Here is a 13,039-nt window from a genome sequence, read left to right on the forward strand (position 1 = left end):
GGGGGAGCGGTAACCGGGGGAGCTACGGGGGCTCATGGGGGAAGCACCACCGGGGGAACGGGGGAACGGGGGAGAGCGGGACTGGAGGGCCGGGGGGTCCGTCCAGTCCCGCTTTTTTTGTTCTTGTGCTCCCGCTGTCGTGGGTGGGGTCAGCGTGTGGGCGCCGCCGCGGGGCGCCGGCCCACCGCGGCCGCGGCCAGCCGGCCCAAGGCCTCGTCCCGGTCGCAGGCGTGGGCGCCGAGGGCGGTCTGGCGGGCGACGATCGAGCGTTCCTGGCGCATCAGGCGCCAGCCGCGGCGCAGCAGGAACGGGACCGACTTGCGGCCCTCCTTGAGATCGCGCAGGAAGCGGCGGCGGAAGGTGCGGACCGCGCCGCGGTTCAGGCACAGGGCGTCGGCCAGCAGCCCCAACTCCCGGCAACGGTCGACGATCTCGGCCGCGAAGATGCCCTCCGCGATGAACAGCGGTGTCCGTCCTATGTCGACGGTCTCCTCACCGGTGCGGGCGGAGAGGGAGATGTCGTAGACGGGAACCTTCGTACGGCCCGTGCGGCACAGCTCCGCAATCGCGGCGACGGCGGTGTCCGTGTCCCAGGAGTCCGGGTGGTCCCAGTCGATGTCGGAGCTTCCAGCCACCAGCGGCAGCGTCGGGTCCTCGCCCTCCTTGTAGAAGTCGTCGAGGCGCAGCACGGGGAGGCCGGAGCGGGCGGCGACAAGGGACTTGCCCGAGCCCGAGGGGCCGCAGAGCAGCACGACGCGGGCGGAGGAGGGGAGATGGATGCTCACGGGACACCAGTTTGACGTATTCCGTACGTCCTGCCGACCCCGCGGGTCGGCATTGGTGTGCGCATCACATCTCAACTACCCTTCGTGTCGACCTGATTACTCAGCGAATCCAAGGTGACTACTGCAATGGCACGACACGCTTCCCCCTCCAAGCCGCACGCCCGGCGCGCCCTGATCGCCCTCGCCACCGTCTCGGCGGCACTCGGCGCGAGCGCGGCGACGGCGTCCGCGGACTCCACGGCCGCCGTGAAGGTGCCGTTGTCGCCGGCCACCGCGGCGAACACGCTCAGCAAGCTCGACCCGCAGAAGAGCCTCCAGGGCCCGACCGGCCAGGTGCGGTCGGTCACCGGTTCCGTGCCGGGCCTGAGGCGCGGCGCTCTCCCCGTCAACACCGTCGACCCGACGAGCAACCACATCGCCGGCCCGCTCTCCGGTCTGGCCGCTCTGAGCCAGGAGAGCCCGGTCGGTACGGTTCCGGCGGCGCTGGAGACGGCCGCAATGCTGCTGGGCGGGCCTCGCCTGGTCTGAACCCGGCCCGTGCATGAAAGAGAGCCGCGTCTTCCCCGGACGGGGAGGGCGCGGCTCTCGGTCTCTGATCAGGTGGTGCGGCCGAGGTGGGTCACCAGGATGTGGATCACGTCGTTGTCGATGACGTACAGCACTCGGTAGTCCCCGACGTGCAGGCGTCGGAGGTCGGGTGATCCGTAGGGGATGGAGCCCGACGGGCGCGGCTGGGTGGCCAAGGCGTCCACGGCCGCGTAAACGGCGGACAGTCCGGCGGGATCCTCCTTGAGGAACCGCACGGCCGCGCTCGTGGCGCGAGGCTCCCAGATGATCTCGTAGGCCACTTACCGCAGCCCCAGCATCCGGCCGACTTCCTCATGCGGGATGCCCGGTTCGAGCGTTCCCTCTGCCTTGCGCCGCTGGTAGTCCGCGAATACAAGGGCGTCTTCGAGATCCTCTATCACTTGCGGCGATACGAGGAGAGCGGCCACGTGCCCGTGGTCGGTGAGGGCGATGGTCTCGCGGCCGTGGGCGGCGCGGCGGACCAGGTCGCCGAGCTGGGAACGGGCTGCGCTGATGGCGATCTCTACCATGTGCGCATGGTGGCACAAGATTACTCTAGTGTGCAATTCATGTGACTATATGTCTGCAAGGCTCGCCCCGACGGGAGAGCCGCGCCTCCCCCGGACGGAGGGGAAGCGCGGCTCGGTCGAGGAGGGCTCAGTACGCCGAGCCGGACGCGCCCAGCGAACCCGTCGGGTGCCAGACCGTCTTCGTCTCCAGGAATGCCGTCATGCGGTCGGTGCCCGGAGTCGTCAACCAGTCGACTTCGTCCACAGGCTGTGGACGGAGAACACGCTTCAGGTTGTCCGCCGCCGCGATCTCCAGCTCCTTGGCCAGTACGTCGTCGGCGCCCGCGAGGTCGATGGCGTTGACGTCCTGGTGCGCGGCCAGCGGCGTGGCGATCTCCGCCGTACGGCCGGACAGGACGTTGACGACGCCGCCGGGCAGGTCGGAGGTGGCCAGGACCTCGCCCAGGGACAGGGCGGGGAGCGGGGACTTCTCGGAGGCCACCACGACCGCCGTGTTGCCCGTCGCGATCACCGGGGCGATCACCGAGGCCAGGCCGAGGAACGACGACTCCTGGGGGGCCAGGACCGCGACCACGCCCGTCGGCTCGGGGGAGGACAGGTTGAAGTACGGGCCCGCGACCGGGTTTCCGCCGCCCACGACCTGGGCGATCTTGTCGGTCCAGCCCGCGTACCAGACCCAGCGGTCGATCGCAGCGTCGACGACCGCAGCCGCCTTGGACTTCGAGATGCCTTCCGAGTCGGCGACTTCGCGGACGAACTGGTCCCTGCGCCCCTCCAGCATCTCCGCGATGCGGTACAGGATCTGGCCGCGGTTGTAGGCCGTGGCCCCGGACCAGCCGCCGAACGCCTTGCGGGCGGCGACCACCGCGTCACGGGCGTCCTTCCGGGACGAAAGGGGCACGTTCGCGAGCCAGTTGCCCTTCTTGTCGGTCACCTCGTACACCCGGCCGCTCTCGGAACGCGGGAACTTCCCGCCGACGTACAGCTTGTAGGTCTTGAAGACAGTCAAGCGGTCAGACATCGAGGTACGCCTCCAGGCCGTGGCGGCCGCCCTCGCGGCCGAAGCCCGACTCCTTGTAGCCGCCGAACGGCGAGGTCGGGTCGAACTTGTTGAACGTGTTGGACCAGACGACGCCCGCACGGAGCTTGTTCGCCACGGCGAGGATCCGCGAACCCTTCTCCGTCCAGATGCCCGCCGACAGGCCGTACGGGGTGTTGTTGGCCTTGGCGACCGCCTCGTCCGGGGTGCGGAAGGTGAGGACGGACAGCACCGGGCCGAAGATCTCGTCACGGGCGATCCGGTGCGCCTGGGTGACGTTCGTGAAGAGCGTCGGGGCGAACCAGTAGCCGGAGGACGGGATTTCGCAGGCCGGGGACCAGCGCTCGGCGCCCTCCGCCTCGCCCTGCTCGACGAGGGTGGTGATGCGGGAGAGCTGTTCCTCGGAGTTGATCGCGCCGATGTCCGTGTTCTTGTCCAGCGGGTCGCCGAGACGAAGCGTGGTGAGGCGGCGCTTCAGCGACTCCAGCAGCTCGTCCTGGATCGACTCCTGGACGAGGAGTCGGCTGCCCGCGCAGCAGACCTGGCCCTGGTTGAAGAAGATGCCGTTGATGATGCCCTCGACGGCCTGGTCGATCGGGGCGTCGTCGAAGACGATGTTGGCGCCCTTGCCGCCCAGTTCGAGGGTGAGCTTCTTGCGCGAGCCCGCCACCGTGCGGGCGATCTCCTTGCCGACCGCCGTCGAGCCCGTGAACGCGACCTTGTTGACGTCCGGGTGCGCGACGAGCGCGGCGCCCGTGTCGCCGTAGCCAGGAAGGATGTTGACGACGCCCTTGGGGAGACCGGCCTGGCGGCAGATGTCCGCGAAGAAGAGGGCGGACAGAGGGGTCGTCTCGGCGGGCTTGAGGACCACCGTGTTGCCGGTGGCGAGCGCCGGGGCGATCTTCCAGGCCAGCATCAGGAGCGGGAAGTTCCAGGGGATGACCTGGCCGGCGACGCCCAGGGGGCGGGGTTCCGCGCCGTAGCCGGCGTGGTCGAGCTTGTCCGCCCAGCCCGCGTAGTAGAAGAAGTGCGCGGCGACCAGGGGGAGGTCGGCGTCGCGGGTCTCCTTGATCGGCTTGCCGTTGTCGAGGGTTTCCAGGACCGCCAGCTCACGGCTGCGCTCCTGGATGATCCGTGCGATGCGGAACAGGTACTTGGCGCGCTCCGAGCCGGGCAGCGCCGACCACTTCTCGAAGGCCCTGCGGGCGGCCTTCACCGCGCGGTCGACGTCCTCGGAACCGGCCCGGGCGACCTCCGACAGCACCTCCTCGGTGCTCGGGGAGACCGTCTTGAAGACCTTGCCGTCGGCCGCCTCCGTGAATTCGCCGTCGATGAACAGGCCGTAGGACGGCGCGATGTCGACGATCGAGCGGGACTCGGGTGCCGGGGCGTATTCGAATGCGGATGCCATGGTGATCAGTCCACCGTCACGTAGTCGGGGCCGGAGTAGCGGCCGGTGGCCAGCTTCTGACGCTGCATCAGCAGGTCGTTCAGGAGCGAGGAGGCGCCGAAGCGGAACCAGTGGTTGTCCAGCCAGTCCTCGCCGGCGGTCTCGTTGACCAGTACGAGAAACTTCACGGCGTCCTTGGTCGTCCTGATGCCGCCGGCGGGCTTCACGCCGACCTGTACCCCGGTCTGCGCGCGGAAGTCGCGCACGGCCTCCAGCATCAGCAGGGTGTTGGCGGGGGTGGCGTTGACCGCGACCTTGCCCGTGGACGTCTTGATGAAGTCCGCGCCCGCCAGCATGCCGAGCCAGCTCGCGCGGCGGATGTTGTCGTACGTCGACAGCTCGCCCGTCTCGAAGATGACCTTGAGGCGGGCCGAGGTGCCGCAGGCCTCCTTCACGGCGATGATCTCGTCGTACACCTTGATGTAGTTGCCCGCGAGGAACGCCCCGCGGTCGATGACCATGTCGATCTCGTCGGCGCCCGCGGCGACGGCCTCGCGGACGTCGGCCAGCTTCACGGCGATCGGGGCGCGGCCCGCCGGGAAGGCCGTGGCGACCGAGGCGACCTTCACCGAGGAGCCGGCGACGGCCTCCTTCGCGGCGGGCACCATGTCGGGATAGACGCAGACGGCCGCGGTCGCGGGGGTCGTACGGTCCGTGGGGTCGGGGTGGACGGCCTTGGCGCCGAGCGCCCGGACCTTGCCCGGGGTGTCCGCGCCTTCCAGTGTCGTCAGATCGACCATCGAGATGGCGAGGTCGATGGCGTACGCCTTCGCGGTCGTCTTGATGGAACGGGTGCCGAGCGAGGCGGCGCGCGCCTCCAGACCGACCGCGTCGACGCCGGGCAGCCCGTGAAGGAAGCGGCGCAGCGTGCTGTCGGACGCGGTGACGTCTTCGAGTGCGTGGGCTGCGTTGGGTGCAGTGGTGGGCATGGTCACCAGACGAGCATATCTACGCGCGTAGCGGCTGTACACCCCCGGCTGCCCATCAAGTGCGCACACACCACGTACGAGCATCGTCGTGGCCGTCGGGCAGAATCGGCGGTATGACGACCCCGGACCATGAGTCACCAGCACCGCAGCCCCCGGCCCCCCAGTACAAGGACCGGGCCTACCGGTCGTCCGGGGGGATCGTCGGCGGCGTCCTGCTGCTTGCCGTCGCGGGCTGGCTGGGCATCGACGCGATCGTCTCCGGGCACGGCCGCACCCCGTGGCTGGCGCTCGCCGCGCTTATCCTCGTGGTGCCGCTGATCCTGGCCTTCACGCTGCGCCCCGCCGTATACGCCAACGCCGAGCGGCTGCGCATCCGCAACCCCTTCCGCATCGTCGTGGTGCCCTGGAGCGAGGTCGCCCTGCTGCGGTCCGGCTACTCCAACGAGGTCGTCGTGAAGTCCGGGAGCAAGTACCAGCTGTGGGCCGTCCCCGTCTCGCTGCGCGCCCGGAAGAGGGCGGCGCGACAGGAGGCCAGGGCCACGGCGGACGCGAGCGGCGGGGGGCGGCGGGGCCGTCCGGGCGGTGTCTTCGGACCCGGCGGACTCCCGGGCGGCACCCCCGTCCCGGAGGGGCCCGTCCGCGCCGAGAGCGACAAGATCATGGACGACCTGCGAGCACTGCTCGAAGCCCATGAGCAGACGGGGACGGCGCAGGGGGAGGTCACGGTGCGCTGGGCTTACGAGATCGCGGGTCCGGCGGTGGCGGGGGCGGTGCTGCTGGCGGTTCTGGCGGCTATGGGCTGACCTGCGTCCGAGCCGCCGGGGGTGCCGGCAGCGCTCGGGCTGCTGGGTACTGTCCGGGCCGCCGGGTCCGGCCGGTCGGCCACGGTGTTGCGCCTCTCGGGCCGCTTGGCCCTGCTCGGACCGCTGGGCACCGGCAGCGCTCGGGCTGCTGGGTACCGCCCCGACGCTCGGTCCTGCCCGGCCCCGCTGGGGCACGCCCGGTCCCGGGCGGCTCGGTCGGTCACGGCGTCCCCGAGCGTGTCAACGAGTCGGCAGCCCTTTCTCTGGCTCGGAGTGCGTTGCGGGCATGGGTGCCGGCGGTTCCCCCAGAGCCTTGAACGTGGCCAGGCCGGCCTCGATGAGCTTGGCTGCGCGGCGGACGTCGGCGGTCACCGCCTTGTGAACCTGCTCAGGTGTGCGAACGCTCTTCAGGTGCTTTCCCAGGCTCCGGAACTGGACGGGCCACAGCCCGATCAGAGCCGTTGCCGCGATCTGCGGCTCGGGATCATCCGGGCTCATCCCGGTGCGCTGGGCCAGCGCCTCGGCTGCGACTGCGATGAGCCGGTCAGTCATGTCGCGGTGATAGGCCCGTAGTGAGGGCGTGGACCGGATCAGCTCGCGGAAGCGCCTGATCGTGGCGGCGGCCTGACCCGAGTCGTCCTGTGCGGCGATCCAGGACGTCATGCCGTGCAACTCGTCGGACAGGACCCGCAGCACCGCGTCGACCGGGCAGCGGTCAGGGATGGCCAGGCCGGTGCGCAGGGCGGTCGTCGTGGCCTCGTCGAGGTCCAGGATGAGCGATTCCTTGGTGGGGAAGTAGTTGAAAACCGTCTTCTCCGAGACTCCGCACGCCTGGGCGATCTCCGCAACGCGAACGCCGTCGAAGCCGTGCTCCAGGAACATCTCGGTCGCGGTGTCCGACAGGCGTTGCCGCATCAGACGCTTCTTCCGCTCCCGCAATCCCTCGGCCGCGGGCTCCCCGACCTGTCTGCGCCATCCCGTCCAGTCCACCGTGCTCACGCATGACAGCGTAGTCCAGCGACTGGATTATTACTGCTACTGTATATTTTCAGTTGCTGTAACTTTCTTCTGCCGGGAGACGTCCACACTGCCTTGGGAGCCCCCATGAGCGCCATCCACATCGTCCGCGACTATCCGCACTCCCCCACGAAGGTCTGGCGCGCCGTCACCGATCCGGCGCTCATCCCCTTGTGGACGGCGACCGGCGCCGGGGCCCGACCGGAAGGGTTTGCCACCACCGTCGGCACCGAGTTCCGGTTCACCGCGAAGCCGAAGCCTGGCTGGAGCGGGATCGTCGACTGCGTCGTGCTGGAGGTGGACGAGCCGCGACTGCTGCGCTACTCGTGGACCGACCACGGCGGCGGCGAAACCACCGAGGTCACCTATCGGATCGAGCCTCGGGCTGCAGGAACGCGCTTCACCTACGACCACACGGGCTTCGCAGGAACCGGCGGGTTCTTCGTGGCCCGGATCCTGGGCCACGTCCGGCGCAGGATGCTGCGCGTCGGCCTGCCCGCGGTACTCAACGACCTCGATGAGGCGGGCAGGCTCCGCCCCGGGAGCGGTCCCGAGCGCAAGATCTGACGACTGCCGATCACAGGGCACACCGAGCCGATCGCTCGGCTGGATCAGCTCGGCGGCGCGAGTCCACGGGCTTCAGGGCCGGATCGGCGGTGCGATTCCAGTCCGCCCTTGCCCGGAGCGGGGTGGCCGGGTCAACAGCCCCGGGTGAAACCCTCGAAGGGGCGTCCCCGGGCCGATGGCCGAGAGGGCGCCCCTTCGAGGTGACGCAGGTTCGAGCGGTACGGCTCAGATGCCGGCCGCCGCCGACAGGTCCCGCTTGATTGCCGCGAGGAGGTCGTTCGCGGTGGCGTGGGCCGCCGGGAGGTCGCCGTGCGTGGCGGCGGGGACCACGACCTCCAGATAGCACTTCAGCTTGGGCTCCGTGCCGCTCGGGCGGACGATGACGCGGGCGCCGTCGAGCGTGTAGCGCAGCCCGTCGGTGGGCGGCAGCTTCTCGGTGCCCCGGGTGAGGTCCTCGGCCCGGGTGATGGCGAGGCCCGCGAGCTCGGTCGGCGGCTGCTCCCGCAGCTGCTGCATGGCGCGGGCGATGACCGACAGGTCCGCCACCCGGACCGAGAGCTGGTCGGTGGCGTGCAGCCCGTGCTCCACGGCGAGGTCGTCGAGGAGGTCAGTCAGGGTCCGCCCCTCCTCCTTGAGCTCGGAGGCCAGCTCGGTGATCAGCAGCGCGGCGGTGATGCCGTCCTTGTCGCGCACCCCGTCCGGGTCCACGCAGTAGCCGAGAGCCTCCTCGTAGCCGTAGCGCAGGCCCTCGACGCGGGCGATCCACTTGAAGCCGGTGAGGGTCTCCTCGTACGGCAGCCCCGCCTTCTCGGCGATACGGCCGAGCAGGGAGGACGAGACGATCGACTCGGCGAAGGTGCCCCGGGCGCCGCGCCTGACGAGATGGGCGGCGAGCAGGGCGCCCACCTCGTCGCCGCGCAGCATCCGCCAGTCGCCACCGTCCCTCACTGCCACGGCGCAGCGGTCGGCGTCGGGGTCGTTGGCGATGATCAGGTCGGGGTCGGTCGCGCGGGCCTGCGCGAAGGCGAGGTCCATGGCGCCCGGCTCTTCCGGGTTGGGGAAGGCGACGGTCGGGAAGTCCGGGTCGGGCTCGGCCTGTTCGGCGACCAGGGCGGGCTCGGGGAAACCGGCCCGGGCGAACGCGGCGAGCAGGACGTCCTTGCCGACGCCGTGCATCGCGGTGTAGACGGTGCGCGCGGTGCGCGGGGAACCGGCGGCGAGCACCGCCTCCGTACGGGCCAGATAGGAGTTCAGGACGCTGTCGTCGAGGATCTCCCAGCCGGCTTCAGGGCGCGGCACGTCGTCCAGGGAGACGATCGCGTCGATCTCGGCGGCGATCTCCGCGTCGGCCGGCGGCACGATCTGCGAACCGTCCCCCAGATAGACCTTGTAGCCGTTGTCCCGGGGCGGATTGTGGCTGGCGGTGACCTCCACGCCCGCGACCGCGCCGAGATGCCGTATCGCGTAGGCGAGCACCGGCGTGGGCAGCGGGCGGGGGAGCACCGCGGCCCGGAAGCCCGCGCCCGTCATCACGGCCGCCGTGTCGCGCGCGAAGTCGGCGGACTTGTGCCGGGCGTCGTAGCCGATGACGACGAGCCCGCCGCGCTCCCCCTTGGCGTTGAGATACGCGGCCAGACCGCCCGCGGCACGGATGACGACGGACCGGTTCATCCGCATCGGCCCGGCACCCAGCTCACCGCGCAGGCCCGCGGTGCCGAACTGGAGAGTGCCGCTGAATCGCTCTTCGAGCTCCGCGACGTCACCGGCCTCGATGAGCTTGGCGAGCTCGTCGCGGGTCTCCGGGTCGGGGTCCTCGCCGAGCCACGCGTTGGCGCGGGTTAGCAGTTCGTCGTGCACGTCCGGGTCAGCCTCTCATCGTCTCGTGGTGCGGGTCCCTGGGGGCTGCGCCCCCGGACCCCCCTTCGGCCCGAAGGGCCTCGTCCTCACATGCCGGACGGGCTGAAAATGCCGCACCGGCCCCGAGCAGTCCCGCCCTTACAGCCGCCCGAGCACCTGAGCCAGCAGCGACCCCATCCGAGTCGCCGAGTCCCGCCCCGCCTGCAGAACTTCCTCGTGGTTCAACGGCTCACCCGTCATCCCCGCCGCAAGGTTCGTCACCAGGGAGATACCCAGCACCTCCGCACCGGCCTCACGCGCCGCGATGGCTTCCAGCACCGTCGACATGCCCACCAGGTCCGCCCCGATCACCCGCGCCATCCGGATCTCGGCCGGCGTCTCGTAGTGCGGGCCGGGGAACTGGGCGTAGACGCCCTCCTCCAGGCTCGGGTCGATCTCCTTGCACAGGGCGCGCAGCCGCGGCGAGTACAGGTCGGTCAGGTCGACGAAGTTCGCGCCGACGATCGGCGACGTGGCCGTCAGGTTGATGTGGTCGCTGATCAGCACCGGCTGCCCCGGCCGCATGCCCTCGCGCAGCCCGCCGCAGCCGTTGGTCAGCACGACGGTCTTGCAGCCGGCGGCGACGGCGGTACGGACGCCGTGCGCCACGGCGGCGACCCCGCGGCCCTCGTAGTAGTGCGTACGGCCCAGGAAGACCAGGGTCCGCTTCTCACCGATCTTGTACGAGCGGATCTTGCCGCCGTGCCCCTCCACCGCCGGCGGCGGGAAACCGGGCAGCTCGGTGACGAGGAGCTCGGCGTCGGGTGCGCCGAGGGCGTCCACGGCCGGTGCCCAGCCGGAGCCCATCACGAGGGCGACGTCGTGGGTCTCGGCGCCGGTCAGTTCGCGCAGGCGCGCGGCGGCGGCGTCGGCGGCGGCGTGCGGGTCGCCCTGGATGTCGTCCGGAAGAAGAGATGCGTTCACGCGTCGAGAGTAGCCGCTCGACGCCTACGCGCGTAGATGGCAGAGCTCACGGGATGGCGATCGTTGTCTTGTCGTTTCCAACGAACCAGGTGACACAACGGGACCTTTGCGGCCGCTGTGGTCAAGTGGTCAAGCTGTGCGGTGGCCGGACAGCTACTCGTCCGTGACGAGGACGTCCTTGTCGTTGAAGACCTCGACGATGAAGATCAGCAGGCGCCCACGGCTGACCGTGTATTCGACGAGGACGTTCTGCGTGAGCCGGATCGTGCGGTCGTCGCCGGTGGAGCTTATGGGCCGCGACACCGAAAGGAACGGGTCGCGGGCCAGCAGGGCGATGCCTTTGTCGAACGCGATGCGCTGCCGGTCGTCGAGCCGGTCGCGGGCCGCGGCGGCCTGCACCGTGTAGTAGACGTCATACGTGGTGGGGGCCATGCGATCTCCCGTTGGTGCGTCGATCCTCCAAGTCTAGGAGCCGACCCCCTCAGCAGGGACGCTTCCGCAGTTCCATCACGTAATCGTGTGGTGCCCCCGCGGACTCGGCCGCATCGGCGATCTCCCCGAGATACCGCGCCGACGGCAGACCGCCCTCGTAGCCGTCCAGGACGTACGTCCACGCCGACTCCTCGCCCTCCAGCGTGTGCACCCGCACCCGCATCCGGCGGTAGACGCCCAGGCCGACCCCCTCCCAGCGGTCCATGGACTCCTCGTCCGGCGGCGCGATGTCGTACAGCGCGACGAAGACCTGCGAGAACGGGTCCTCGACGATCGTCGCCAAGGCGCCCTCCCAGCCCATGTGCTCGCCCCCGAACGTCAGCCGCCAGCCGTTCAGCCAGCCCGTGGCGCGCATCGGCGAGTGCGGGGCGCGGCGGGTCATCAGCCGCGCGTCGAGGTTGCCGGCGTACGCGGCGTAGAGCGACATGGGTCGAGAGTACGGCAGCCGGCCCACGGGCCCCTGACGTATCAGCGGCCCCTTGCCAACCCATTGCCCCGCCCCCCGGGCAGTAGCACCTTGAACGGTGCGGGACAATGGGGTACGTGACTCGGATCGTGATCATCGGTGGCGGACCCGGCGGATACGAGGCGGCCCTGGTGGCCGCCCAGCTCGGCGCGGAGGTGACCGTCGTCGACTGCGACGGTCTGGGCGGGGCGTCGGTGCTGACCGACTGCGTACCGTCGAAGACCCTTATCGCTACGGCCGAGGTGATGACCACCTTCGACTCGTCGTACGAGGAGCTCGGCATCATCGTCGCCGACGACACCCCGCCGCTGGAGCAGGCGGCCCGGGTGGTCGGCGTGGACCTCGGCAAGGTCAACCGCCGTGTGAAGCGGCTCGCCCTCGCCCAGTCGCACGACATCACCGCCTCCGTCACCCGCGCCGGCGCCCGGGTCATGCGCGGCCGCGGCCGCTTGGAGGGCATGCAGGCCCTCGACGGCTCCCGCAAGGTGATCGTCTCCGCCGCCGACGGCACCGAGGAGACCCTCACCGCCGACGCCGTGCTCATCGCGACCGGCGGCCACCCGCGCGAGGTGCCCGACGCCCAGCCCGACGGCGAGCGCATCCTCAACTGGACGCAGGTGTACGACCTGAACGAGCTCCCCGAGGAGCTCATCGTGGTCGGTTCCGGTGTCACCGGCGCCGAGTTCGCCGGCGCCTACCAGGCCCTCGGCTCCAAGGTCACCCTCGTCTCCTCCCGGGACCGCGTGCTGCCCGGCGAGGACCCGGACGCCGCCGCCGTCCTCGAGGACGTCTTCCGCCGCCGCGGCATGAACGTCATGGCCCGCTCCCGCGCCGCCGCCGCCAAGCGGGTCGGCGACCGCGTCGAGGTCACGCTCTCCGACGGCCGTGTCATCACCGGCACCCACTGCCTGATGGCGGTCGGCGCCATCCCCAACAGCGAGGGCATGGGCCTGGAGGAGGCCGGCGTCAAGCTGCGCGAGTCCGGGCACATCTGGACCGACAAGGTCTCCCGGACGACCGCTCCCGGTGTGTATGCCGCCGGTGACGTGACGGGCGTCTTCGCCCTCGCCTCGGTGGCCGCCATGCAGGGACGTATCGCCATGTACCACTTCCTCGGCGACGCGGTGGCCCCGCTGAATCTGAAGACCGTCTCGTCCAACGTCTTCACCGACCCGGAGATCGCCACCGTCGGCTACACGCAGGCCGATGTCGACGCGGGCAAGATCGACGCCCGGGTGGTCAAACTCCCGCTCCTGCGCAACCCGCGCGCCAAGATGCAGGGCATCCGCGACGGCTTCGTGAAGCTTTTCTGCCGTCCGGGCACGGGCATCGTGGTCGGCGGTGTGGTCGTGTCCCCGCGCGCCTCGGAACTGATCCATCCGATCTCGATCGCCGTCGACAACAATCTGACGGTCGAACAGATCGCGAACGCGTTCACCGTGTATCCCTCCCTTTCGGGGTCGATCGCGGAGGTCGCCCGGCAGCTCCACACCCGCAAGACCGGCGGCGAAGTCTGACGGCCGAAACCGACTCCTTGCTGGTCACAGGGAGTTGTCGAGCATGCGTACGGCATA

General features: G+C 70.3%; 15 protein-coding genes. 4 read left to right on the top strand and 11 right to left on the bottom strand.

Features of this window, described 5'->3' with window-relative positions; genetic code table 11:
- Positions 1-149 precede the first annotated feature (149 nt).
- Entirely contained in the window at positions 150-785 is a 636-nt protein-coding gene (locus tag AB0N07_RS25305; RefSeq protein WP_365838706.1) for a uridine kinase, read from the bottom strand.
- Between the two features lie 126 nt (positions 786-911).
- On the opposite strand from AB0N07_RS25305, the gene AB0N07_RS25310 reads away from it, so the two are divergent.
- Positions 912-1,313: a hypothetical protein gene (locus tag AB0N07_RS25310; RefSeq protein WP_365838708.1), complete on the top strand. Its 402-nt coding sequence runs from the start codon at positions 912-914 to the stop codon at positions 1,311-1,313.
- 68 nt (positions 1,314-1,381) lie between these two features.
- Here the strand turns inward: AB0N07_RS25310 and AB0N07_RS25315 are convergent, their stop codons facing one another.
- The 5 genes from AB0N07_RS25315 to deoC form a co-directional block, all read right to left on the bottom strand.
- The gene (locus tag AB0N07_RS25315; RefSeq protein ID WP_365838710.1) at positions 1,382-1,633 is read right to left on the bottom strand and encodes a type II toxin-antitoxin system RelE/ParE family toxin; all 252 of its coding nucleotides are present in this window, start codon (positions 1,631-1,633) and stop codon (positions 1,382-1,384) included.
- A complete protein-coding gene (locus tag AB0N07_RS25320) occupies positions 1,634-1,882 on the bottom strand; it encodes a type II toxin-antitoxin system Phd/YefM family antitoxin (protein WP_208782558.1) in 249 nt (82 codons plus the stop codon). It lies immediately after the preceding gene.
- Between the two features lie 127 nt (positions 1,883-2,009).
- Positions 2,010-2,903, bottom strand: coding sequence for an aldehyde dehydrogenase family protein (locus tag AB0N07_RS25325; protein ID WP_365838712.1), 894 nt, complete (start codon positions 2,901-2,903; stop codon positions 2,010-2,012).
- A complete protein-coding gene (locus AB0N07_RS25330) occupies positions 2,896-4,332 on the bottom strand; it encodes an aldehyde dehydrogenase family protein (protein ID WP_365838714.1) in 1,437 nt (478 codons plus the stop codon). The genes AB0N07_RS25325 and AB0N07_RS25330 overlap by 8 nt, the downstream gene beginning before the upstream one ends.
- 5 nt (positions 4,333-4,337) lie before the next feature.
- Positions 4,338-5,300 (bottom strand): deoxyribose-phosphate aldolase, encoded by a 963-nt coding sequence (deoC, locus tag AB0N07_RS25335; protein ID WP_365838765.1) that lies wholly within the window; start codon positions 5,298-5,300, stop codon positions 4,338-4,340.
- Between the two features lie 113 nt (positions 5,301-5,413).
- On the opposite strand from deoC, the gene AB0N07_RS25340 reads away from it, so the two are divergent.
- Complete coding sequence (locus AB0N07_RS25340) at positions 5,414-6,103, top strand: PH domain-containing protein (RefSeq protein WP_365838716.1); 690 nt, start codon at positions 5,414-5,416, stop codon at positions 6,101-6,103.
- Positions 6,104-6,343: 240 nt separating this feature from the next.
- On the opposite strand, the gene AB0N07_RS25345 is transcribed toward AB0N07_RS25340, so the two are convergent.
- A complete protein-coding gene (locus tag AB0N07_RS25345) occupies positions 6,344-7,102 on the bottom strand; it encodes a CerR family C-terminal domain-containing protein (protein ID WP_365838718.1) in 759 nt (252 codons plus the stop codon).
- 105 nt (positions 7,103-7,207) lie between these two features.
- Here AB0N07_RS25345 and AB0N07_RS25350 point away from each other — a divergent pair, with 105 nt between their 5' ends.
- Positions 7,208-7,687 (top strand): SRPBCC domain-containing protein, encoded by a 480-nt coding sequence (locus tag AB0N07_RS25350; RefSeq protein ID WP_365838720.1) that lies wholly within the window; start codon positions 7,208-7,210, stop codon positions 7,685-7,687.
- A gap of 225 nt (positions 7,688-7,912) precedes the next feature.
- On the opposite strand, the gene AB0N07_RS25355 is transcribed toward AB0N07_RS25350, so the two are convergent.
- From AB0N07_RS25355 to AB0N07_RS25370, 4 genes are all read right to left on the bottom strand, one after another.
- Positions 7,913-9,544, bottom strand: coding sequence for a phospho-sugar mutase (locus tag AB0N07_RS25355; protein WP_365838722.1), 1,632 nt, complete (start codon positions 9,542-9,544; stop codon positions 7,913-7,915).
- A gap of 138 nt (positions 9,545-9,682) precedes the next feature.
- A complete protein-coding gene (locus AB0N07_RS25360) occupies positions 9,683-10,507 on the bottom strand; it encodes a purine-nucleoside phosphorylase (RefSeq protein WP_365838724.1) in 825 nt (274 codons plus the stop codon).
- 153 nt (positions 10,508-10,660) lie between these two features.
- Complete coding sequence (locus AB0N07_RS25365) at positions 10,661-10,939, bottom strand: hypothetical protein (protein ID WP_115906260.1); 279 nt, start codon at positions 10,937-10,939, stop codon at positions 10,661-10,663.
- Between the two features lie 49 nt (positions 10,940-10,988).
- Positions 10,989-11,426: a gamma-glutamylcyclotransferase gene (locus tag AB0N07_RS25370; RefSeq protein ID WP_275775213.1), complete on the bottom strand. Its 438-nt coding sequence runs from the start codon at positions 11,424-11,426 to the stop codon at positions 10,989-10,991.
- Between the two features lie 107 nt (positions 11,427-11,533).
- Here AB0N07_RS25370 and AB0N07_RS25375 point away from each other — a divergent pair, with 107 nt between their 5' ends.
- Positions 11,534-12,982 carry an NAD(P)H-quinone dehydrogenase gene (locus tag AB0N07_RS25375; protein ID WP_030929901.1) on the top strand — a complete coding sequence of 483 codons (1,449 nt, stop codon included), beginning with the start codon at positions 11,534-11,536 and terminating at the stop codon, positions 12,980-12,982.
- Positions 12,983-13,039 lie beyond the last annotated feature (57 nt).

The sequence above is a fragment of the Streptomyces sp. NPDC051172 genome, assembly GCF_040682555.1.
Taxonomy (GTDB): Bacteria; Actinomycetota; Actinomycetes; order Streptomycetales; family Streptomycetaceae; genus Streptomyces.